This window comes from Streptomyces sp. NPDC001381, assembly GCF_042895685.1.
In the GTDB taxonomy this organism is placed as follows: Bacteria; Actinomycetota; Actinomycetes; order Streptomycetales; family Streptomycetaceae; genus Streptomyces.
Genome location: NZ_JBIAWO010000004.1, coordinates 435,955 through 456,237 on the forward strand (window position 1 = coordinate 435,955; position 20,283 = coordinate 456,237).

Consider the following 20,283-nt stretch of genomic DNA (forward strand, 5'->3'; position numbering starts at 1 on the left):
CGCGAGGGCCGGGTGACCACGAGCCCCCGGCCCTCGCGTCCCCGCCTCAGGTGTCGTAGGTGCCGTCCCACGGCTCGCCGAAGCCGAGGCGGTCCGGGTACAGCTCGGCCCAGGACTCGCCGTCCTCCTCGCGCACCACGAGACCGAACCGCACGCCTTCGACGACGAGCTGGAAGGGCCGGATCGCGATGTCCGTGTAGGACCGGCGCGGGAGGCTGCGCAGCAGGGTCGCCAGATGGACGCGGGCCCGGGTGAGGACCGAGGCGTCGCCGTGCGGGTCGCGCATCTGTTCGGCCCAGGTGCCGGCACACCAGATCTCCGAGTCGCGGTGGTGGCCGTCGGCGTCGAAGAGGTGCAGCACGGTGTAGAGCCGTTTGTGCTCCTCCCAGCCGTCGTCGAGGGCGAACCCCTCGGGGAAGGCGTAGGTGACCGACGCGAGGAACTGACCGTGCGCGTACCGGCCGATGGACTCGGTGCGCTGCCTCGGTGCGTAGGCGATCGGTATGACCTCGGGGACTGCCATGGCGGAAACCATAAGGGTCGGCGCGAAACAACGGTGGCCCAGGATGCTCGATTCCCGGCCGCCGGCGTTTTCCGCGGGCCGATCGGCGGCCCTCCATGCGGCCTGCCGCCGGTTCGGGACGGGTCACGCGAGCCTCATGACCTCGTTCTCAGGAGTCAGCAACCAGCGGAAATGGTCCACGAGCGGCTCCACCAGGTACGGATCACGCAGCACCACACCGAGTTCGATGTTGTCGGACAACGCCCGGCCCTCCGGAGGCCGGTCCGCGTACCGGCCGGCCTCGCTGCCATCACCCGGGTCTACTCGTCCGCGAAGATGTCTTCGGCCGTCGGGGCCGTGACAGCCCGACGGTGCCAGTGGCGCAGGATTTCGGGGTCGCCACAGCCGGTGATGCGTTCCCGGACGGCTTCGGGGACATTGATGCCGCGCACTTCCAGGACGTCCATGACGTCCTCGGCGGCGCGTCGTGCTTCGCCCTCGGCTCGGCCCTCGTCGCGGATTTCCTCGGAGAGGGGTGACTTGTAAAAGGAGAGGTCCACGGCCACCAGTTTCCTCCACAGTCGTGCGGCTGGGTACTTGCCCAGGCCTTGTGCGATGAGTTCGATGATGGGGTTGGCGATGCTCTGCGGTGTGTCCCGTAGAGCGGTCGTCATTGATTTGAGTATGACCCCGGCGTCGGGATGCCTGGCGTGAGTGATGGCGGACAGCGTGGCGAGGGCGAGGTCTTTGCGGACTTCTGCCGGGTCCGTGATCACCGGTATGTTGTGCGGTCCCGCGACCAGTGGCCGCAGGGTCAGCAGCGGCCACTGGCGAGGTCCGAAGCTGACCTCACGCGCGGCCCATTCCGCTGTGGCGCGGTCCTGGCAGACGACCAGGAGTATCGGCTGCAGCCGGTACTTGGTGAGCAGGTACGAGGCGTAGTACGCCCAGCTGGCGGGCTTGTCCGGATCCTTCCCGCCCTGGGCCTCGATCGCGAGGAGCAGCGGCTCGTCGTCCTCCGTATCCAGCCGCAGGAGGGTGTCCACGCGGCGTTCGACGGGGCTGGTCTCGGTGAGGTCGTTGGGCAGGACGGTGACCGAGGTGGGCTGGGGTAAGCCGATGCCGAGTACCTCGGACACCCCGGAGAAGAGGCCCGGATATTGCTGGAAGATGCGGTGCATCGCCTCGTGCGGCGAGCTGACCATACGGATTCCTGGGGGTGAGGTGACAGGGGACGGAAGGTATTGCCTCCGGCACATGCCAGCGCATTTCTGTGGTGAGCGTATGAGTGCTGTTTCGCCTGAGGGGAGCGCAGCCGATGGTGTTCACCTGGAAGGGTGAGGGCGGCTGGCGGACTGATTCCCGGCGGGCGCCGGATGCTGGGCGACTCGTCAGGTGGTCGTGGGCACCGGTTCCCGGCGTTCGAGGCAGTCGCGGCAGTGGTGTGGGTCGGCGCCTCGGTAGCCGTGGTCGCAGGTCTCGCAGTTGCGGAGGGGGTGCCGGACGGGCGGGGGTGGTTCGGGGGCGCGGAACGGCGGCAGGGGCGGGAGCTGGGCCGTGAGGCGGTGGGCCAGGAGGGCGGCCGGGCGGCGCAGGGGCTCCGGAGGCAGGTCGTTGGTGAGGGCGTGGCGTACGGCGGTGGGGGTGAGGTCCCGTTCCAGCCAGGCGACGACGCCGGGGGCGAGGTGTTCGGCGTCGGTGGCGGAGAGGAGGAGGCGGGGGTCCTTGCGGCGCAGGCCGGCGAGGACGTCGGTGGCGGTGCGGAGGAGGCCTGGGGAGGTGTACGAGGGTTTCGGTACGGCGGGGAGGGCCGCGCGGCGCGGGGGTTTCCGCTGCGGGGCGGTGGCCGCGCGGCGGGCCGGGGGCTTGGGCGGTTCCGCTTCGGACGCGCCGCGGTCGTGGTCGTGGTGGCGGCCGGGCTGGTTGCAGGAGACCGTGCGGGTGACGATCCGGCCGGTCGGGGTGCGTTCGCGGGTGCGGCGCAGGTAGCCGTGGGTTTCCAGCTCGCGCAGGGCGGCGGCGATCCGGGTCGGGCCCTCGGGGAAGCGGGCGGCGAGGGTCTTGATGCCGATGGGGGCGCCGGTCGGGAGGGACTGGATGTGACAGGCCAGTCCGATCGCCAGCAGCGACAGGTCCGGGTGCTGGGCGAGGTGGTTGCCGATCACCGTGAAGCGGGTGGTGTGACGGGTGTTGTCGTGGGTGACGCCGCCGGGGTGCCCCTTGGCGTGGGCCTGCCGGTAGGGGTGGTTTTTCCCGCTGTTACGGGACTGGGCGTGCGGGCGCACGCTAGTGTTTTGGGTGTCCATCGGGAAGGGTCGACTTCCTTGGTGGTCAGGCCCTCGCATTGGGATTGCCGTCCCGGCGAGGGCCGTCGCATGTCTGGGGTTGTTGTGCCGTGTCGTGCTGCGCTGAGCGTAGGGCAGACAACCGGTCGTAAATCCAATTCAGTTGGTGATGTTCACTCGCGAGAGTGAGCCTGCTCCGTGGGCGGGAGGGGTGGGGCTTGGTGGGTTTTCTTTCTCTCCCGTGGTCCTTGGAAAAGACGGCCGACGGCACCGGAACCCACACGGCCGGGTTCCGGTGCCTGTGCCGTTTCCGCTGGTCAGGATGGCGGTAGATCGAGTTCCGCCCATACGGTCTTGCGGGGGACCGGTCCCAGCTTCACGCCCCAGCGGTCGGCGAGGGCGTCGACGAGGAGCAGGCCGCGTCCGGATTCGGCGTCGGGGGTGGGCGGGCAGCGGCGCGGGAGGTCGTCACCCCGGGTGTCCGTGACTTCGATGCGGAGGGTCGCGTCGCGGGTCAGGAGGGCGAGGCGGAAGTCGCGTCCGGGGAGCCGGCCGTGGGTGGCCGCGTTCGCGGCGAGTTCGGCGACGAGGTGTTCGGCGGCCTCGGCGACGCGGTGGGGCAGGTCCCGGTCGCGCATCCAGTCCGTGGCGAGGAGCCGGGCGAGGCGGGCGCCGCGGGGCGTGGGTGACAGGAGCACGCCGAAGTGGTCGGCGGGCGGCAGTAGTTGGGTGGACTTTTCGCTGTTCACGTGACCGAGCGTGGCCGTCCGTGCTTACCGTGAACAGTGACGGCGCTGATACGTAGGGTGACTGTCCGGAGGTTGTCGGCCGCTGTCCGGACCGTCGGAAACGGGCCTACGGGTAAGGGCGTTACGGCACGGCGGTACGACAGAGGGGTGCGGTATGTCGGTGGACGGCGAGGCGGTACGGCTCCGGACCGAGGCGGACGAGCCGGGGTGGGAGGTGGACCCGGACGACGAGTGGGGGGTGGCCGTACTCGCCACGGTGGGGCGGCAGTTGAGGCTGCGGCGGGAGTCGGTGGGGATGCGGGCAGCCGACTTCGCGGTGGCGGTCGGGTACGGGGAGGACCTCGTCTACAAGGTCGAGGGCGGGAAGAGGATCCCCCGGCAGGAGTACCTGGACAAGGCCGACGAGGTGCTGGGCGCGGGTGGGCTCATCGCGGCGGCCTGGGAGGACGTGAAGAAGGTCCGGTACCCGAAGAAGGTTCGGGAGCTGGGGAAGCTGGAAGGCAAGGCGGTCGAGATCGCTCTATACGAGTGCCACATCATCCCTGGGCTGTTGCAGACGCCGGAGCATGCACGATCAGTGATCGGGGCAGCGCAGCCGCCGTATTCGCCGGATGATGTGGAGCGCATGGTGGCCGCTCGTCTGGCCCGGCAGTCGGTCTTCGAGCGCTCGCCCGCTCCCGCGCTCAGCTTCGTCCTGGAAGAGGGGGTCCTGCGGCGTCCCATCGGAGGCAGAATGGTGTGGCGTCAGCAGCTTGAACGTCTGCTGGAGGTGGGGCGGTTGCACAACGTTGTTCTTCAGGTGATGCCGATGGACTGCGACACCCACTCCGGCCTGGACGGTCGGATCGAGCTGCTGAAGTTCCCGGACGGTACGGCGGTGGGCCGCTCCGACGGCGCTTTCAATGGTCGGCCGATCCACGAACTCAAACACTTGCGCATCCTTGAGCTGCGGTATGGCACCATCCGGGCTCAGGCGCTCTCACCACGGGAGTCGCTGGCCTTCGTCGAGCAACTGCTGGGAGAGACATGATCCGCAAGACCACTGCCGGGGACGCCTCCGAGCTGGCGTGGTTCAAGAGCAGCTACAGCGGCGGAAACGACGGCAACTCCTGCGTCGAGCTTGCTCTCACCCCCGGCACCGTGCACGTCCGCGACTCCAAGAACGTCGAGGGCCCCCGGCTGGCGCTCGCGCCCGGTGCGTGGGCGGACTTCGTGGCGTACGCCTCGGAACGCTGACTCAGCAACGGCACGCGCCCCGCACCTGGTTGTCACCGGGGCGGGGTGCGTTGGCGTACGGCTCGAAGTCCAGGCGTGGAGTGAGCGTTGAAAGTGCGGTCCGTCCGATGTGCTCGGGCTGCTCGTCGACCAGAAACTGCCGCCGGTCGGCCTGGACCTGCCGACGACCCGTGTGGTCCGAACAGGTGCCGGGCCGTGTGCGGGAGGTGCTGCTGTGTCGACTGGGGAGCCGCGGTCCCTCGTCACCGCTCCTACCGGCGATCACGGGGCTCTCCCTGGCCTTCACGATGACGGCAAGATCAGGGAGGGGCGGGGGGGGGGGGGGGGGGGGGGGGGGGGGGGCCCCCCCCCCCCCCCCGCCCCCCCCGCCCGGCGTCCGGATTCAGGCGGCCGGCTCGCCGCCGAAGCGCTCCTTGTACGCCGCCAGGTCGTCGTCCGTGAGCTTGGCGAACAGGACCGGCGGGACCGTGAAGGGGGTGCCGGCGGGGACGGAGGCGAGGGCGCGGGCCTCGTCGGCCGTGACCCAGGTCGCCGTGTCGTCCGTGAGGGCGAACGCCTCCCGCATGGTCCTCGCCGTCGTCGGGATGAAGGGCTCCGACACCACCGCGTAGAGGTGGATCAGGTTCATCGCCGTCCGGAGCGTGAGGGCCGCGCCATCCTTGTCGGTCTTGATCTCCAGCCAGGGGGCCTTCTCCTCCAGGTAGGAGTTGCCCGCGGACCACAGGGCGCGCAGGGCGGCGGCCGCCTTGCGGAACTGGAGGCTCTCCATGTGGCCCTCGTACTCGGCCAGCAGCTCGGCGATCTGCTCCCCGAGCTTCGCCTCCGCCGCACCGGCGGCGCTGCCCGCCGGCACCTCCTCGCCGAAGCGCTTCCTGGAGAAGGACAGGACGCGGTTGACGAAGTTGCCCAGGGTGTCGGCGAGGTCCTTGTTGACCGTCGCCGTGAAGTGCTCCCAGGTGAAGGACGAGTCGTCCGACTCGGGGGCGTTGGCGATGAGGAAGTAGCGCCAGTAGTCGGCCGGGAGGATGTCGAGCGCCTGGTCGGTGAAGACGCCGCGCTTCTGCGAGGTCGAGAACTTCCCGCCGTAGTACGTCAGCCAGTTGAAGGCCTTGACGTAGTCGACCTTCTTCCACGGCTCGCGCACGCCCAGCTCGGTGGCCGGGAACATCACGGTGTGGAAGGGGACGTTGTCCTTGGCCATGAACTCGGTGTAGCGGACCGTGTCGTCGGCCTCGTACCACCAGGACTTCCAGTCCCGGTTCTCCGGGTCCTTGTCCGACCACTCCTTCGTCGCGCCGATGTACTCGATCGGGGCGTCGAACCAGACGTAGAAGACCTTGCCCTCGGCGGCCAGCTCCGGCCAGGTGTCGGCCGGGACCGGGACGCCCCAGTCCAGGTCACGGGTGATGGCGCGGTCGTGCAGGCCCTCGTTCAGCCACTTGCGGGCGATGGAGGAGGCCAGCTGCGGCCAGTCGTCCTCGTGGCGGGAGACCCACTCCTCGACCTCGTGCTGCAGCTTGGACTGGAGGAGGAAGAGGTGCTTGGTCTCGCGGACCTCGAGGTCGGTGGAGCCGGAGATCGCCGACCGCGGGTTGATCAGGTCGGTGGGGTCGAGCACCCGGGTGCAGTTCTCGCACTGGTCGCCGCGGGCCTTGTCGTAGCCGCAGTGGGGGCAGGTGCCCTCGACATAGCGGTCCGGGAGGAAGCGGCCGTCGGCCGGGGAGTACACCTGGCGGATCGCCCGCTCTTCGATGAAGCCGTTCTCGTTCAGACGGCGGGCGAAGTGCTGGGTGATCTCGACGTTCTGCGGCGACGAACTCCGGCCGAAGTAGTCGAAGGCCAGCGCGAAGCCGTCGTAGACCGCCTTCTGCGCGTCGTGCGCCTGCGCGCAGAACTCGCCGACGGGGAGACCCTGCTCCTTGGCGGCCAGCTCGGCGGGCGTGCCGTGCTCGTCCGTCGCGCAGATGTAGAGGACGTCGTGGCCGCGCTGGCGGAGGTACCGGGAGTACACGTCCGCCGGGAGCATGGACCCCACCATGTTGCCCAGGTGCTTGATTCCGTTGATGTACGGAAGGGCGCTGGTGATGAGGTGTCGAGCCATCGGGGGCTGCTCCCAGGTCGGTCGTTTTGTGAGGCTTGGAGTCTTGAAATCGTAGCCGACATGGGTGGGCCGCCCGCCTCCCGTTTTGAGGGGTGGGAAGCGGGCGGCCTGATCACGCCGGGTCGCGGGTGCCGCGGGTGCCGCCGGCACCGGGGGGTGTCACGGGCGCCAGTCGGCCAGCACGCCCTCGTAGAGCTCCTGGTCGGTGAGTTCGCGGGGGGTGGGGCCCGCGTGGAAGAAGGCCGTGTTGCCGGTCTTCAGCTTGCGGAGGTAGTCGAAGGCCTTGTTGTCGTGCTCACCGAAGGCGACGAAGGAGAAGAACACGGTGGGGTGGTTCTTCTCCGCGTCGGTGAGGGACTGGGTGGCGGGGGTCTTGGCGTCGGGGGCGCCGTCGGTCTGGAAGACGACGAGGGCGGGGCGGCCCTGCCCGTGCTCGCCGTGGTGGCCCACGACCGCCTCGACGGCGGCGTGGTAGCTGGTACGGCCCATGCGGCCGAGGCCGGCGTGCAGCTCGTCGATCCTGTCCTCGGGGTCGGTGAGGGTGAGGTCGGCGGTGCCGTCGAGCTCCGTCGAGAAGAAGACGACGTGGACCTTGGCCTCGGGGTCCAGGTGGGCCGCGAGGGCGAGGGTCTGGTCGGCGAGGGACTGGGCGGAACCGTCCTTGTAGTACGGCCGCATCGACGCGGAGCGGTCGAGCACCAGGTACACGGAGGCCCGGGCACCGGTCAGACCGAGCTTCTCGAGACCGTCACCGGCGGTGCGGTAGGCGGCGACGAGGTGAGGGGCACTGTCCTGAACGCGGGCGAGCGGCGTCGCCGCGTCCCCGCCCGGCTCCCCCTCGGCGGCAGCCGCGAGCACCGGCTCCGGAGCGGCTCCGGAGACCTCGGCTACGGCAGCGGCCGGCTCGGCCTCGGGCTCGGCGTCCGCTTCGGCGGCGGGCTCGGCCGCCGGTTCGGCGGGGGTGTCGGCGGCGGCCTCGGGCTCGGCCTCGGCGTCCGCCGGGGTCTCGGCCACCGGCTCCGCCTCCGGCGCGTCGGTGGGCGTCTCAGCCTCGGCTTCGACGTCCGCGGCGGCGGGGGTCTCGGCTTCGGCGTCAGCGGCGGCGGCGGGGGCGTCGGCGGCCTCGGGCTCCGCCTCGGCAGCGGCCGGAGCGGCCTCGGCCTCAGCCTCGGCCTCGGCCTCGGCCTCGGCGTCCGCCGGGGTCTCGCCCTCAGGCTCGGCCTCGGCCTCGGCTTCCGCGGGAGCCTCCGCGTCCGCTTCGGCGGGGGTCTTGCCGGTGGGCTCGGCCGCCGGTTCGGCGGGGGCGTCGGTGGCGGCCTCGGGCTCCGTCTCCGGTTCTGCCTCAGCGGCGGCGGCGGCCGGCTCCGGCTCCGGCTCGGCGGAGGCTTCCGCCGCGGGCTCGGCCGCCGGTTCGGCGTCCGCGTCGGCGGCGGCCTCTGCCGGGGCCTCCGGCTCCTCGGCGGCAGCCGGCTCGGGCTCGTTGTCCGGCGTCGGCTCGGCCAGGGCAGCCTGCTCGGCCACCGGAGTGGGCTCCGCCGCCGGAGCCTGCTCCTCCGACGGAGTGGCCTCCTCCGGCTCGCCCGTGTCCTCGGTGTGCGCGTCCGCCGAGCGGGTCGGCTTGGGGACGGTGACGTTGTCGAAGGCGGCCGAGACGAGTTCGTGCTCCTCGTCGGTCGCCGGGCGGGGCTCGGGGATCTGGGCGGTGGGCGCCGGGGCGCCCTCGGTGCCCGGGGCGGGGTCGGAAGACTCCGGTGCGTGATCCCGCGGCTCCTCCCGCGAAGCAGCCGGTTCCTGCGAAGGAACCAGTTCCGCACCCTCCGCCTCGGCGGTGCGCTCCTTGCGTGAGCGGCCGAATGCGTTCCGAAGGCGAGTGAGAATGCCCATGCGCGCAACCCTTCGCGTGAGTTGAAGCCCGTCAATCCCTGGCCAGGACGGACACGTAAGGTTAGCGGCCCCCCGTGGCGATCTTGGGCAGGGGTGAGTGAGGGGAAGCGGGGTGTGTCAACACCGCCTCCGGGCCATCCGGCGGCCGCGCCCGTGCCGAATCCGCCGCCCGCCCCAACACCCTTGTGCTGCCGGGGATTCACTCCGCGTTCACCCCGTCGCCGCGCCTGCGCACATACGTGCCCCTACCGTCACGCTCACACCAAGGGCACGCAAGGGGAGAGTAAAGGTGCGCAAGCTGCTGCCGCTGATCGGAACGCCGTCCCAGTCCCACCCCGGCGGGCGATCCGCCATGACCTGTCGTTTCCGGTGTGGTGACGCCTGCTTCCACGAGGTGCCCAACACCAGCGACAACGCCTACGTCGGTGATGTCATCGCGGGGGCCCTCAGCCGCCGGAAGGTGATGCGCGCCGCCGCCGTGGTGACCGTCGCGGCCACCGCGGGAGCGGCCGGCGCGCTGCCGGCCGCCGCGACGACCGCCGCGACGGCCACCGGGCCGTCCCACGGCACACCCACCGGAGCCGCGGCCCGCGGCCTGCGCTTCACCCCCGTCCCGCCGAACACCGCCGACGCCGTCACCGTCCCGGACGGCTACCGGCAGAACGTCGTCATCCGCTGGGGCGAGCCCATCCTGCGCGGCGCCCCCGCCTTCGACCCGGAGAACCAGACCGCCGCCGCCCAGGCCGGCCAGTTCGGCTACAACAACGACTTCCTCGCCCTGCTCCCCCTCCCGGGCGAGCGCCGCCGCCAGCTGCTCGTCGCCAACCACGAGTACACGGACGAGGTGCTGATGTTCCGGGGCTACGACCCCGCCGCTCCGACCCGGCAGCAGGTGGAGGTCGCCTGGGCGGCGCACGGGCTCGCCGCCGTCGTCGTGGAGGAGGACCGCAGGACGGGGGCGCTCACCGCCGTACCCCGCCACCCCCTCAACCGGCGGGTCACCGCCACCACCGAGTTCCGGCTGACGGGCCCCGCCGCCGGATCGGACCTGCTCAGGACCTCCGCCGACCCGGCCGGCACCAAGGTCCTCGGCACCCTCAACAACTGTTCCGGCGGCACCACCCCCTGGGGCACCACCCTGCACGGCGAGGAGAACTTCAACCAGTACTTCGCCCACGGCAGCCGGCCCACCGACAAGCGGTACGGGATCGGGACCGGGGCCACCGAGCGCAAGTGGGAGCGGTTCGACAAGCGGTTCGACGTCGCACAGGAGCCCAACGAGGTGCACCGCTTCGGGTACGTCGTCGAGTTCGACCCGTACGACCCGTCCTCCACGCCCCGCAAGCACACCGCCCTCGGACGCTTCAAGCACGAGGCCGCCACCGTCCGGCTGACCGACGACGGGCGGCCCGTCGTCTACTCCGGTGACGACGAGCGGTTCGACTACTTCTACAAGTTCGTCGGCAGCAAGCGCATGCGGAAGGGGTCGTCCCGCGCCGTGCGCGAGCACAACCTCTCGCTGCTCGACGAGGGCACCCTGTACGTCGCCCGCCTCACCGGCGACTCCCCCGCGATCGAGATCGACGGCACCGGCAAGCTGCCGGCCGACGGGGAGTTCGACGGCAGCGGCGAGTGGATCCCGCTGGCCACCGCCACCGCCGGGGGCGCCGTCTCGCACGTGGAGGGCATGACCGCGGAGGAGGTCTTCGTCTTCACCCGCCTCGCCGGTGACAAGGTCGGCGCGACGAAGATGGACCGGCCCGAGGACATCCAGCCCTCGCCGGTCACCGGCAAGGTGTACGTCGCCCTCACCAACAACGGCAACCGCGGTGTCGGCACGAACGCCAAGGCCGACGAGGCCAACCCGCGCAACGCCAACAAGCACGGGCACATCCTGGAGCTGACCGAGCGCCGGAACCGGCCGGAGAGCACGTCCTTCGCCTGGTCGCTGTTCCTCGTGGCCGGCGACCCGGAGGACCCGGCCACCTACTTCGCCGGCTTCCCCAAGGACGAGGTCAGCCCCATCTCCTGCCCGGACAACGTCGCCTTCGACCCGTACGGCAACCTGTGGATCTCCACCGACGGCAACCAGCTCGGCTCCCACGACGGCCTCTTCGGCGTGGCCACGCGCGGCGCGCGGCGCGGTGAGCTGAAGCAGTTCCTGACCGTGCCGACCGGCGCCGAGACCTGCGGGCCCGTCATCCAGGACCGGCGGGTGCTGGTCGCCGTACAGCATCCGGGGGAGATCGACGGGGCGTCCGTGGAGAAGCCGGCCAGCACCTGGCCCGACGGGCCCGGCAAGATCGTCCGCCCGGCGGTGGTGGCGGTGTGGCGCGCGGACGGCTGCGACATCGGGAACTAGGCGGGGGCGGGGGCGCGGCCCGAGCGGCAGGACCGCCCGTGGGCCGCACTCACCGCGGCGAGCGGCACCCCCCGCACACCGGGCGCCGAACGGCCGCCGCCGCGGGCGCCGGCCGGGCGCGTCAGCGGAACTCCCGGACGACCTCGATGCGCCCGACGATGTGCGCGTTGAACTCGTCGAGTTCCTCCGCCGGTACCCACAGCTCCAGGATGGTCTCTCCCCCGGCCTGGCGCACCGGATACCGCCGCAGGAACTCCGTGTCGACCTCGAACCGCGTGACGTGGCCGGATCCGGAGGCGGGCACGTTCCAGTCCCGCGCGATCCGCACCGCGTAGTCCTCGTCGAGCACCGGATAGAAGATCGGCTGCTCGGGCAGGCGCGGCGGCCAGGCCGTCCAGCCGGAGGCCTCCACCAGCGCCAGCTCCTCGGGGCCGGTGGGGCGCCAGAGGGTCGTGGTCTTCCGGGTCGGGGAGCTCATGAGCGGGACGGTAGCCGGGCGGGCGGGGCCCGGGCCATGGGATTACGACGCGTCGACCCTGGCCAGGAAGGCCCCCAGCACCTCGTTGAACTCGGCCGGCCGCTCCAGGTTCGGCATGTGGGCCGCGCCCTCGACGACGTGCAGGACGGAGTCGGGGAGCGCCGCGTGCATCGCCCGCGCGTCCGGGACGGGGGTGTACGCGTCGTCGGCGCCGACCACGACCAGGGCCGGGACCGTGACCCGGCTCAGCAGGCCGCGGTAGTCCGGGCGTTCGGCGCGACCGCGCAGGGCCGCCGCCGCTCCCTCCGGGGGCGTCGACGTCATCATGCGGTGGACGTGCGCCTTGACGGCCGGGTCGGCGTACGGGGCGACCATCTTCTCCAGCACCTCGTCGGCGTAGCCGCGCATGCCCTCGGCGAGGAGGCGGTCGGCCGTCTCGTTGCGGGCCAGCCTGCCCCCGGCCGTCTCCGGGTCGGGGAAGGTGTCGGCGAGGACCAGGCCCCGGACGCGGCCGGGGAACCGCCCGTAGCAGTCCATCGCGATCTGGCCGCCCATGGAGAGGCCGGCCAGCACGAAGTGCTCCACCTTCAGTTCGTCCAGGAGGGCCTCGACGTCCTGCGCGAAGTCGGACAGGAGCGTGATGCCGGGGACCACCGGGGAGGCGCCGTAGCCGCGCAGGTCGGGGGCGATCACCCGGCGGCCGGTGGCGAACGCCTCGATCTGGGGGGTCCACATCGTGTGGTCGAAGGGGTGTCCGTGGACGAGGACAAGGGGGAGAGCGGGGGAATGCGCGTCGCCTTTGTCCTCGTATGCGAGGAAGGGGGTCATGTCGGCGACCCTAGGGCGGCTCACATCCTCGGTGCAATAAGATCTTTGCTCTCGGTGCAATCCCAAGGAGGGCCGGCGTGGGTGACTTCCGGGCCATCGCCGACCGGATCGCCGGTGACATCGCCTCCGGGCGGCTGCGCCCCGGTCAACAGCTGCCTCCGCAGCGGTGGTTCGCGCGACGGCACTGCATCGCGCCCTCCACGGCGGGGCGGGTCTACGGCGAACTCGTGCGGCGCGGACTGGTCGTGGGCGAGGTCGGGCGCGGCACCTTCGTCCGGGCCGCCCCGGAGCCGGCGCGGGGGCGGGCGCTGATCGAGGCGGCCACCGCCGCACCCGTCAACCTGGAGCTCAACTACCCGGTGGTGGCGGGGCAGTCCGAGCTGCTGGGGCGGGCCCTCGCCCCCCTGCTGCGGGCCGACGTGCTGACGGAGGCGCTGCGTCCGGCCGCCGCCGCCGGGACACCCGCCGCGCGCGAGGCCGCCGCCCGGCTGCTCGGACTGCCCGACTGGCGGCCCGGGCCGGACCGGATCCTCTTCGCGGGCAACGCCCGCCAGGCCATCGCCGCCGCCCTCGCCTCCCTCGTCCGGCCCGGCGGCCGGGTCGGGGTGGAGGAGCTGACGTATCCGCTGGTCAAGGAGGTCGCCGGACGGCTGGGGATCGTCCTGGTGCCGCTGGCCGGCGACGCGGAGGGCGGAGTACGGCCCGACGCGCTCCGCGCCGCCCACCGGGCCGCCCCGCTCTCCGCGCTGTACCTCCAGCCGACCCTGCACAACCCGACCTCGGTGACCATGACGGACCCGCGGAAGCAGGAACTCGCTTGCGCCGTCGCCGACTTGGACATCCCCGTGGTCGAGGACCGGATCTGGTCCTTCCTCCACCCGGACTCCCGGCCCTTCGCCGCCCACGCCCCCTCCCTCACCCATGTCGTGGACGGGCTGTCCAAGCGGGTCGCGCCGGGGCTCACCGTCGGCCTCCTCGTCGTACCGGAGGGCCGGGCGGAGGCCGTGGGGGCCGCGGTGCGGTCCGGGGGGTGGAGCGCGGCGGGGTTCGCGCTGGAGGCGGCCGTGCGGTGGGAGGCGGAGGGGATCGTGCGGCGGCTCGTCGAGGAGAAGCGCGCGGACGCGGCCCGGCGGCAGGCGGTGCTCGCCGAGCACCTCGGCGGGTTCTCCGTACGGACCGACCCGCGGGCCTACTTCGCCTGGTGGGAGCTGCCCGCGCGGTGGCGGGCGGACACCTTCACCGCCGCTGCCGCCGCGCACGGCATCGCCGTCACGCCGGGCACCGCCTTCGCCGTCGACCCGCACCGCACCCCGGACGCGGTCAGGCTCGGGCTCGCGTCGGCTCCGGCGGAGGAGCTGGCGCGGGCGTTGCGGACGCTCGCGGGCGTCGCGGCGGGCGGCCCGCCCGCACGTACCTCGTGAGCCAGGTCGCCGCGGCGACCGTCAGGCCGACGCCGAGCAGGAGCCAGGCCGCGGTGCGCAGGGTGGTGGTGAGGGCGTCGTAGACCGCGGCGGCGGCCGGGCGGTGGGCCGGGTCGGGGAGGTCGGCGAGGGTGAGGTGGCGGCCGATGGCGACGGCGAGGCCGAGGAAGGCGCCGCCGAGCGCGGTGCCGAGGGCGGTCGCGGTGATCGCGCGGCGGCGGCAGGCGGCGACGGCGATGCCGCCGGCCGCGAAGACGACGGCCGCCAACGGAAGCCAGAAACCGGCGACGTCGAGCACGTGGTAGCCCTTCCGTAGGGTGGCCAGGTCGTCGGGCGGCAGCAGGGCCACCCGGGTGTGCTCGATCGGGATGCGCTCGGCGAACGGCACGTGGTCGAGGGTCATCTGGTGCTTCAGGGGGGTCGTGACGGTCGCCAGGTCGACCGTCACCGGGCCGTCGTCCCGGTCGGCGCGCTCGTCGTTCAGCGCTCTCATCACGGCCGTGTGCGCGGCCTCGTTGCCCGCGTCCCAGGCGGTCCGGTAGGCGCGGGTCGAGGTGAACGAGCGGACCGCGTCCCGCGTGAACAGCGGGCTCATCCCGGACTCGCGGGCCACCCCGTCACCCACCGTGTCCGCCACGGCGTCCCGTACGGCGGGGTCGGAGGCGAGCGGCGCCATCGCGGTGACGTAGCTGCGGGTGTCGGTGAGGCCGTACGCCGCCCAGGCCGCGAGCGTGCCGAACGGCACGAGCAGGCAGGCCAGGGCGGTCAGGACGGCCGAGACGGCGGTCCGCAGGCTTCGGGACACGCCTCCAGGCAACGGGCTGGGCGCGGCCCACGCCAGCCGGCCTGAGCCGTACGGGTGCCCCTGGGACTGCCGGGATCCATGGGGCCTGTGGGGCCTCCGGTGGAGCGTTCACCCGAACGGGTGTTTCCTGGTTCTGGGGAGAAGGAGGCCGATCATGCGCACCACTCCGGCTCTGCGGACACTGGCCGCGGCTCTTGTCACCGGTGGCACCCTCGCCGTGACCACGGCGGGAACCGCGGCGGCGGCCCCGCCGACCAGCGGCGACGACCATCCGATCCGGGGCACCGTCGTCTCCCGCACCGACCTGAACGTGCGACAGCAGCCCACCACACACTCCGCCGTGGTCGCCTCGCTGGCGCCCGGCAGCCACGACCAGGTGCAGTGCAGGGTCGTGGGACAGAGCGTCAACGGCAACCCGTACTGGTACTGGCTCCTCGGCGCCCAGGGCTGGGCCAACGCGGCCTTCGTGGACACCCGCGGCGCCCGCGTGCCGGCCTGCGCCGACCCGTGCCCGCGGTGGAAGGACGGGGACTGGACCAACTGGGACGACCCGTTCACCGACAGTTCCTTCAGCGTCTCCGGCTCCGGCTCGTTCAGCGTCTCGGGCTCCTGGAGCTTCAGCGCCGGCGGAACGTCACAGACCTCGTCGGGTGGCTGGGAGTGGATCCCGGTCGGCCGGTGAGTGGAGGGATGAGGGAAACGCATGGGCCCCGGCCGACCGCCGGGGCCCATGTGCGTGCCGCGCTCCGTGCGGGCCGCGTCAGCGGATGCGGTGTCCCTCCGCGTCCTCGTGCGTGTAGTAGCGGTAGAACAGGACCACGAAGACGCTCGCCGCGATCGCCAGGCCCATGGCCGTCGAGCGCAGCACGGTCTTGTCCGTCTGGCTGTACATGAAGCCGAAGGCGCTGCCCCAGAACGCCGCCCACAGCAGGGCGTGCAGTTCACGCGGCAGACGGGGGGTCATCGCGGCCACGCCCATCCACAGCGCCGCGAACACGATCGTGCTGGCGAAGCCCAGCAGGAGGTTCCAGCCGGTGATGGGGCCGCCGGCGCGGCTGTTGGCCGCCACCCAGTAGCCGTAGACGAGCCCCAGCGCGACGGGGACCGCCCACCTCGCGATTCGGTGGGTCCGTTCGCTGAAGATGTCGGGAGTCCTGGCCGGCCGGGCCGGCGTCAGTGCGGGTGCCGCATGAGCCATGAGAGCGCTCCTCTCTCTCCTCGCCCCCGACTTCCAGGGCACACCTGGCCGCGGGCGGTGGCAAGTCGGGTGCGTCGAGTACCCGGATGCGGGCCGCCTCACCCCGTGGTTCGCTGACCTCATGCGCGACTCCGGGGGCCAGGGAGGCCACGGGGGCCACGGTCCGCTCGACCGCGGCCTTCCGCGTACCCGGCGCCGGGACGTCCTGCAACGCCACCAGCTGCTGCAGATCCGGGGCCGCAGCGTGACCTGGCTGGTGCCGCTGACGGTGCTCGTCGCCATCACCTTCGCCGACTTCCACACCACCGGAGAGTTCCGGATCGTGTCGTGGTGCGTGTTCGTCTCCGCGATCGCCGCCGCGCTGTGCGGGGTGTGGACGACGGCGCTCTTCGCGGTCCTCGCGCTCGCCGTCTACGTCGCCAGCGACGCCGCCTGGCCCACCGAGTACCGGGAGGGCCCGGCCGACTTCGTGCTCGTCCTCGTCGGCGGGGTGCTGTCCGTGCTCGCCTCCTCGGTCCGGGTGCGCGGCGAGCTGCGGATGCTGCACATGATGGACATCGCGGAGACGACCCGGCGTACGGTGCTGCGCCCGCTGCCGCCGGGCTGGGGCGGCCTCGACCACGCGGCCGTGTACCTCGCCGCCGATGCCGACGCCCGGGTGGGCGGCGACTTCTACGACATCCAGCCCGGACCGCACGGCACCCGCGTCCTCCTCGGCGACGTGCAGGGCAAGGGGCTGGGCGCGGTGGACGCGGCGGCCGCGCTGCTGGGCACGTTCCGGGAGGCGGCGTACCACGAGGCGGACCTGGCGACGGTCGCCGGCCGTCTGGAGACCCGGATGCGGCGGCACCGGCTGCACACCGTGGCGCTGGGGCGCGACGACGGGGACCGGTTCGCCACGGCCGTGCTGATGGGGTTCCCCGTCGGGGACCGCGGGGTGGCCGAGGTGGTCGGGTTCGGTCACGAGCCGCCGCTGGTGGTGGGGGCGGCGGGGGTACGGCCGCTGCCCTGCGGGGACGGGCTGCCGCTCGGGCTCGCCGACCTGGCCGGGGCGGGCGGGACGCCGTCCGCGCTGCGGGTGAAGATCGCCGCAGGGGAGACGTTGCTGCTGGTCACGGATGGGGTGACGGAGGCCCGGGACTCCGCCGGCGTGTTCTACCCGCTGGCCGAGGAGGTCGCCGCGGCGGTGCGCCGGGACGCCCGCGCGGCGGAACCGGCCCGCCTGGTGGCGCTCGTCCGGGACGGCACGCTGCGCCACTGCGGCGGCCGCCTCGCCGACGACACGACGATCTTCGCGGTACGACGGACCGGGCCCGCGGCGGCGCAGGGCGCGTCGGGGGCGGGGAGCGCGTCGGGGGCGGTCCCGGACCGGGGTGACCGGGGCCCCGTACGGGGACGTTCGCAGGTCTGAGGCAGACCTTTGCAGCAGCAGCCGTTACGGTGCTGAGGTACTGATCGACAGGGGGAGGGGACCATGCCCGGAACCGTGCTGCTGCTGGCGGCCTCGCCCGTGGGCAAGGGGTGTCTGGTGGACGCGGCGTCCGTCCTCCCCGTGCTCGCGGCCGTGCCGCCCTCCGTGCTGGCCGGAACGGACACGGCGAACGTCGTCGAGCTGGCCGATCCGCTGGAGCCGCAGGCCGTGCTCACCCGGCTGCGGGCCGCGGCGGCGGCGGCCGGGCCGCTGACCGTGTTCGTCACCGGGCAGCTGCAGCTCGACCGGCGGCAGCGTCTGCCGCACCTCGCGCTCGCGCGGACGACTCCGTCGACCGTGCGGTACACCGGGTTTCCCTGGCACTGGTTCCGCGAGGAGCTGCGGCTGCGGGCGGCCGGGACGACGACCGTGGTGGTGGATCTGCACGCCGACGCGGAGACCTGGGGCTGGCTGCGGGGCCACGCGCTGGAGTGCGGGCCGACGGTCGCCGTGTACGGGCGGGTGGCGCCCCCGCCGGGGCGGCGGGCGGTGGCCGCGCCCACGTACATGAAGGCCGTCGCGACGATACTGCGGAGCGGCGGGCGGCCGGGGGCCGAGCAGCTGCACCAGATGGCGCTGGGGCGGATCGCGGGGGAGGGAGAGGTGGGGGACCTCGTGCTGTCCGGGGCCACCCGGCCGGGTCTCGCCCCCGCCGCGCCGGCCGCCCCCGCCCCACCCGTCCCCGCCCTTCCCGCCTCCGGGGGCCACCGTCCCCAGCCCACCGTCACGGCCCTCGCCGTGCCCCGTCCCCAGGCCCCGGCCGGGCCGGCCGGCGACCCCCACGCCGCCATCTCGAGCGCCGTCCAGGCCGGGCGGCACGTCGACGCCGACGCCCTCGCCGCCCGGTGGGAGCAGGCCGCCGCCGCCTCCCACGGGGTGGGCTCCGAGGAGGCGCTGCACTGGGCCGAGGTGCGGGCCGACCTCGCGATGTTCGCGGGGGACGCCGAGCGCAGTTGCCGTACCTGGATGGCGGTCGCCGCCGCGCGGCTGGCCGCCGGGCAGGCGGTCGACGCCCCCGCCGTGGAGGCGGCCGTGGACCGGGCGCACCACCAGTGGGGGCGGATAGGCGACGCGGGGCGGGCCCGTGCACTGGGGCCCGCGCTCGCGGAGCTGCGCGGCCGGGTGCCCGGCCGGCGGCAGGGCGCGCTGGACCATGTCCGGCGCCAGCTGGAGCAGTTGCAGCTTCAGGCGTGATCCCGCCGGACGGGCCCGGGAGCGCGTGCCCGGCGTCGCGCGGCAGGCGCCGCCTTCCCGCCGGGCTTCAGCGGCCCGCCGCGTGTTCCTGGGCCGCCGGGGCGGGCGGGGGCGTGGAGGTCGCTCTGGCCGGGATCGCGTTGGCCGCGGTGATCAGGGTCGCGGCGGCCAGGACGGCGGCGGCGAGGGCCCTGGCGTAACGGCGTCCGTGGTGGGCGGATGTGGGTCCGGGCACGGCAACCTCACAACATCGGCGAACTACGGCTCACGACACTCATGTATTAAGCATGCTTAACTCGCCGTTTAACGTAGGGGCTGCGATAGTCCAACGGCAAGGGGCACAGGGGGAGTTGGGGGGCCGAGGCGTGGGAGAACGGGACGAACCGGAGGTCATCGGGCGGCGCGTGCAGCGGATGCGCGTCGAACAGGGCCTGACCCAGCGGCAGCTGGCGGAGCCGACGTACACGCCCGCCTATGTCTCCACCCTGGAGGCCGGACGGGTGCGGCCCTCCGACGAGGCGCTCCGGCACATCGCCGAGCGGCTCGGCGTGGACTTCGAGGAACTGGCCACCGGGCGCTCGCCGCGGCTCGTGACCGACCTGCGGCTCCGGCTGACCGAGGCACAGCGGGCCCTCGCCACGGGTGAGGCGGAGGAGGCCGCGGCCCAGTACGCCGTCCTGCTCACCGAGGCCGAGACGCACGGGCTCGCCGAGGAGCAGGCCACCGCGCTGCTCGGACTCGGCGAGTGCGAGATCTCCACCGGTGACCTGGAGAAGGCCCGGGTGTACTTCGAGCGGGCCGAGGGGTGTCTGGCCGACGCGCCGCTCCCCGCGCGGGTCCCGGCGCTGCGGGGACGGGCCGTCGCCCACTACCTCGCCGGTGAACTCCGTTACGCCGTCTATCTGCTGGAGTCCACCCTCGACGAGCTCAACCGGGGCGGCCTGCACGACCCCGACGCGCTGCTGCTGCTCTACGCCTCCGTCATCGGGCCGTACATGGACATGGGCGCCCACGCCCGCGCCGCGCAGGCCGCCGAGTTCGCGCTCGCCCTCGCACCCCGGGTCGCCGACCCCGCGCTGGTCGCCCGGATGCACCGCTCCGTCGCCCGCACGCTCCTCGCCGAGGGCCGTCTCGCCGAGGCCGACGCGTCCCTCGCCAAGGCCGCCGACCTGTACCGCCACCTCCAGCTCCGTACCGAACTCGCCAACTGCCACTGGATGCGCGGCTACGTCTACGCCCAGAACGGTCAGCTGGAGCGCGCCGAGGAGGAGCTGAAGCAGGCGCAGACCATGCTCGCCGCCCAGCGCGCCGCGCTCTACGGCAGCCAGGTCGCCGTCGAGCTGGCCGACGTACTGCACCGCAGGGGCAGGTCGCAGGAGGCCGCCGCACTCCTTCACGGCGTCCTCGGGGACCTCTCCCCCGAACGCGGCGCCGTCCACGCCGCCGCCGCTCACCGGCTGCTCGGCATCATCGCCGAGGACGCGCGGGACACGGAGGCCGCCGAGGAGCACTACGTCCGGGCGCTGAGCCTGCTGGAACGGGCGGGCGCCGCCGGTGATCTCGCCGACCTGTGCCGGATGCTGGGGGACCTGCTGCGCCGCACGGGACGGGTGGAGGCCGCGCTGGACGCCTACCGGACGGGCCTCGGTCACCGCACGGCACCGGGCACGACGACCCTGGGACCGGCCCCGGCCCAGCCACCGCTCTAGGACGGCCCCGGGCACGGTCCCCGTTGACGGCCCCGGGCACGGTCCCCGGAACGGCCCCGG

19 protein-coding genes are annotated in these 20,283 nt (G+C 73.1%); 8 read left to right on the forward strand and 11 right to left on the reverse strand.

What is annotated here, in order from left to right; all coding sequences use genetic code 11:
- Nucleotides 1-46: 46 nt before the first annotated feature.
- From ACFY2L_RS20535 to ACFY2L_RS20550, 4 genes are all read right to left on the reverse strand, one after another.
- Complete coding sequence (locus ACFY2L_RS20535) at nucleotides 47-523, reverse strand: hypothetical protein (RefSeq protein ID WP_390659656.1); 477 nt, start codon at nucleotides 521-523, stop codon at nucleotides 47-49.
- Nucleotides 524-822: 299 nt separating this feature from the next.
- Nucleotides 823-1,707, reverse strand: coding sequence for a hypothetical protein (locus ACFY2L_RS20540; protein ID WP_390659655.1), 885 nt, complete (start codon nucleotides 1,705-1,707; stop codon nucleotides 823-825).
- A gap of 186 nt (nucleotides 1,708-1,893) precedes the next feature.
- Complete coding sequence (locus ACFY2L_RS20545) at nucleotides 1,894-2,808, reverse strand: helix-turn-helix domain-containing protein (protein WP_390822976.1); 915 nt, start codon at nucleotides 2,806-2,808, stop codon at nucleotides 1,894-1,896.
- Between the two features lie 296 nt (nucleotides 2,809-3,104).
- Nucleotides 3,105-3,536 carry an ATP-binding protein gene (locus tag ACFY2L_RS20550; protein ID WP_390659653.1) on the reverse strand — a complete coding sequence of 144 codons (432 nt, stop codon included), beginning with the start codon at nucleotides 3,534-3,536 and terminating at the stop codon, nucleotides 3,105-3,107.
- Between the two features lie 154 nt (nucleotides 3,537-3,690).
- Between ACFY2L_RS20550 and ACFY2L_RS20555 the strand changes: the two genes are divergently transcribed.
- Nucleotides 3,691-4,566, forward strand: a complete 876-nt coding sequence (locus ACFY2L_RS20555; RefSeq protein WP_390822977.1) for a helix-turn-helix domain-containing protein — start codon at nucleotides 3,691-3,693, stop codon at nucleotides 4,564-4,566.
- The gene (locus ACFY2L_RS20560; RefSeq protein ID WP_390822978.1) at nucleotides 4,563-4,772 is read left to right on the forward strand and encodes a DUF397 domain-containing protein; all 210 of its coding nucleotides are present in this window, start codon (nucleotides 4,563-4,565) and stop codon (nucleotides 4,770-4,772) included. The genes ACFY2L_RS20555 and ACFY2L_RS20560 overlap by 4 nt, the downstream gene beginning before the upstream one ends.
- Nucleotides 4,773-5,154: 382 nt before the next feature.
- Here ACFY2L_RS20560 and metG read toward each other — a convergent pair whose 3' ends face one another.
- Together metG and ACFY2L_RS20570 are read right to left on the reverse strand one after the other, a co-directional pair.
- Nucleotides 5,155-6,873: a methionine--tRNA ligase gene (gene metG / locus ACFY2L_RS20565; RefSeq protein ID WP_390659650.1), complete on the reverse strand. Its 1,719-nt coding sequence runs from the start codon at nucleotides 6,871-6,873 to the stop codon at nucleotides 5,155-5,157.
- A 159-nt stretch (nucleotides 6,874-7,032) separates the two neighbouring features.
- On the reverse strand, nucleotides 7,033-8,757 hold the full coding sequence (locus ACFY2L_RS20570; protein ID WP_390822979.1) for a VWA domain-containing protein: 1,725 nt from the start codon (nucleotides 8,755-8,757) through the stop codon (nucleotides 7,033-7,035).
- A gap of 289 nt (nucleotides 8,758-9,046) precedes the next feature.
- Between ACFY2L_RS20570 and ACFY2L_RS20575 the strand changes: the two genes are divergently transcribed.
- Nucleotides 9,047-11,119 carry a PhoX family protein gene (locus ACFY2L_RS20575; protein ID WP_390822980.1) on the forward strand — a complete coding sequence of 691 codons (2,073 nt, stop codon included), beginning with the start codon at nucleotides 9,047-9,049 and terminating at the stop codon, nucleotides 11,117-11,119.
- A gap of 121 nt (nucleotides 11,120-11,240) precedes the next feature.
- Here the strand turns inward: ACFY2L_RS20575 and ACFY2L_RS20580 are convergent, their stop codons facing one another.
- Nucleotides 11,241-11,597: a hypothetical protein gene (locus ACFY2L_RS20580; RefSeq protein WP_390659647.1), complete on the reverse strand. Its 357-nt coding sequence runs from the start codon at nucleotides 11,595-11,597 to the stop codon at nucleotides 11,241-11,243.
- A gap of 42 nt (nucleotides 11,598-11,639) precedes the next feature.
- Nucleotides 11,640-12,425: an alpha/beta fold hydrolase gene (locus ACFY2L_RS20585; RefSeq protein ID WP_390659646.1), complete on the reverse strand. Its 786-nt coding sequence runs from the start codon at nucleotides 12,423-12,425 to the stop codon at nucleotides 11,640-11,642.
- 77 nt (nucleotides 12,426-12,502) lie between these two features.
- On the opposite strand from ACFY2L_RS20585, the gene ACFY2L_RS20590 reads away from it, so the two are divergent.
- Nucleotides 12,503-13,846 carry a PLP-dependent aminotransferase family protein gene (locus tag ACFY2L_RS20590; RefSeq protein ID WP_390822981.1) on the forward strand — a complete coding sequence of 448 codons (1,344 nt, stop codon included), beginning with the start codon at nucleotides 12,503-12,505 and terminating at the stop codon, nucleotides 13,844-13,846.
- On the opposite strand, the gene ACFY2L_RS20595 is transcribed toward ACFY2L_RS20590, so the two are convergent.
- The gene (locus ACFY2L_RS20595) at nucleotides 13,746-14,651 is read right to left on the reverse strand and encodes a hypothetical protein (protein WP_390822982.1); all 906 of its coding nucleotides are present in this window, start codon (nucleotides 14,649-14,651) and stop codon (nucleotides 13,746-13,748) included. The two genes, ACFY2L_RS20590 and ACFY2L_RS20595, sit on opposite strands and share 101 nt — an antisense overlap.
- 154 nt (nucleotides 14,652-14,805) lie before the next feature.
- On the opposite strand from ACFY2L_RS20595, the gene ACFY2L_RS20600 reads away from it, so the two are divergent.
- Complete coding sequence (locus tag ACFY2L_RS20600) at nucleotides 14,806-15,333, forward strand: SH3 domain-containing protein (protein WP_390659643.1); 528 nt, start codon at nucleotides 14,806-14,808, stop codon at nucleotides 15,331-15,333.
- A 78-nt stretch (nucleotides 15,334-15,411) separates the two neighbouring features.
- Here ACFY2L_RS20600 and ACFY2L_RS20605 read toward each other — a convergent pair whose 3' ends face one another.
- Entirely contained in the window at nucleotides 15,412-15,849 is a 438-nt protein-coding gene (locus tag ACFY2L_RS20605; protein WP_390659642.1) for a hypothetical protein, read from the reverse strand.
- Nucleotides 15,850-15,970: 121 nt separating this feature from the next.
- Between ACFY2L_RS20605 and ACFY2L_RS20610 the strand changes: the two genes are divergently transcribed.
- The gene (locus ACFY2L_RS20610) at nucleotides 15,971-17,260 is read left to right on the forward strand and encodes a PP2C family protein-serine/threonine phosphatase (protein WP_390822983.1); all 1,290 of its coding nucleotides are present in this window, start codon (nucleotides 15,971-15,973) and stop codon (nucleotides 17,258-17,260) included.
- Nucleotides 17,261-17,323: 63 nt separating this feature from the next.
- A complete protein-coding gene (locus ACFY2L_RS20615) occupies nucleotides 17,324-18,514 on the forward strand; it encodes a hypothetical protein (RefSeq protein WP_390822985.1) in 1,191 nt (396 codons plus the stop codon).
- A gap of 67 nt (nucleotides 18,515-18,581) precedes the next feature.
- Here the strand turns inward: ACFY2L_RS20615 and ACFY2L_RS20620 are convergent, their stop codons facing one another.
- Nucleotides 18,582-18,749: a hypothetical protein gene (locus ACFY2L_RS20620; RefSeq protein ID WP_390659639.1), complete on the reverse strand. Its 168-nt coding sequence runs from the start codon at nucleotides 18,747-18,749 to the stop codon at nucleotides 18,582-18,584.
- Nucleotides 18,750-18,879: 130 nt separating this feature from the next.
- Here ACFY2L_RS20620 and ACFY2L_RS20625 point away from each other — a divergent pair, with 130 nt between their 5' ends.
- Nucleotides 18,880-20,223, forward strand: coding sequence for a helix-turn-helix domain-containing protein (locus ACFY2L_RS20625; protein WP_390659638.1), 1,344 nt, complete (start codon nucleotides 18,880-18,882; stop codon nucleotides 20,221-20,223).
- Nucleotides 20,224-20,283: the final 60 nt, after the last annotated feature.

Coding starts and splice junctions, on each gene's coding strand:
- ACFY2L_RS20535 (WP_390659656.1), bottom strand. CDS start 523: ATGGCAGTCCCCGAGGTCATACCGATCGCCTACGCACCGAGGCAGCGC.
- ACFY2L_RS20540 (WP_390659655.1), bottom strand. CDS start 1,707: ATGGTCAGCTCGCCGCACGAGGCGATGCACCGCATCTTCCAGCAATAT.
- ACFY2L_RS20545 (WP_390822976.1), bottom strand. CDS start 2,808: ATGGACACCCAAAACACTAGCGTGCGCCCGCACGCCCAGTCCCGTAAC.
- ACFY2L_RS20555 (WP_390822977.1), top strand. CDS start 3,691: ATGTCGGTGGACGGCGAGGCGGTACGGCTCCGGACCGAGGCGGACGAG.
- ACFY2L_RS20560 (WP_390822978.1), top strand. CDS start 4,563: ATGATCCGCAAGACCACTGCCGGGGACGCCTCCGAGCTGGCGTGGTTC.
- metG (WP_390659650.1), bottom strand. CDS start 6,873: ATGGCTCGACACCTCATCACCAGCGCCCTTCCGTACATCAACGGAATC.
- ACFY2L_RS20570 (WP_390822979.1), bottom strand. CDS start 8,757: ATGGGCATTCTCACTCGCCTTCGGAACGCATTCGGCCGCTCACGCAAG.
- ACFY2L_RS20580 (WP_390659647.1), bottom strand. CDS start 11,597: ATGAGCTCCCCGACCCGGAAGACCACGACCCTCTGGCGCCCCACCGGC.
- ACFY2L_RS20585 (WP_390659646.1), bottom strand. CDS start 12,425: ATGACCCCCTTCCTCGCATACGAGGACAAAGGCGACGCGCATTCCCCC.
- ACFY2L_RS20600 (WP_390659643.1), top strand. CDS start 14,806: ATGCGCACCACTCCGGCTCTGCGGACACTGGCCGCGGCTCTTGTCACC.
- ACFY2L_RS20605 (WP_390659642.1), bottom strand. CDS start 15,849: ATGGCTCATGCGGCACCCGCACTGACGCCGGCCCGGCCGGCCAGGACT.
- ACFY2L_RS20610 (WP_390822983.1), top strand. CDS start 15,971: ATGCGCGACTCCGGGGGCCAGGGAGGCCACGGGGGCCACGGTCCGCTC.
- ACFY2L_RS20615 (WP_390822985.1), top strand. CDS start 17,324: ATGCCCGGAACCGTGCTGCTGCTGGCGGCCTCGCCCGTGGGCAAGGGG.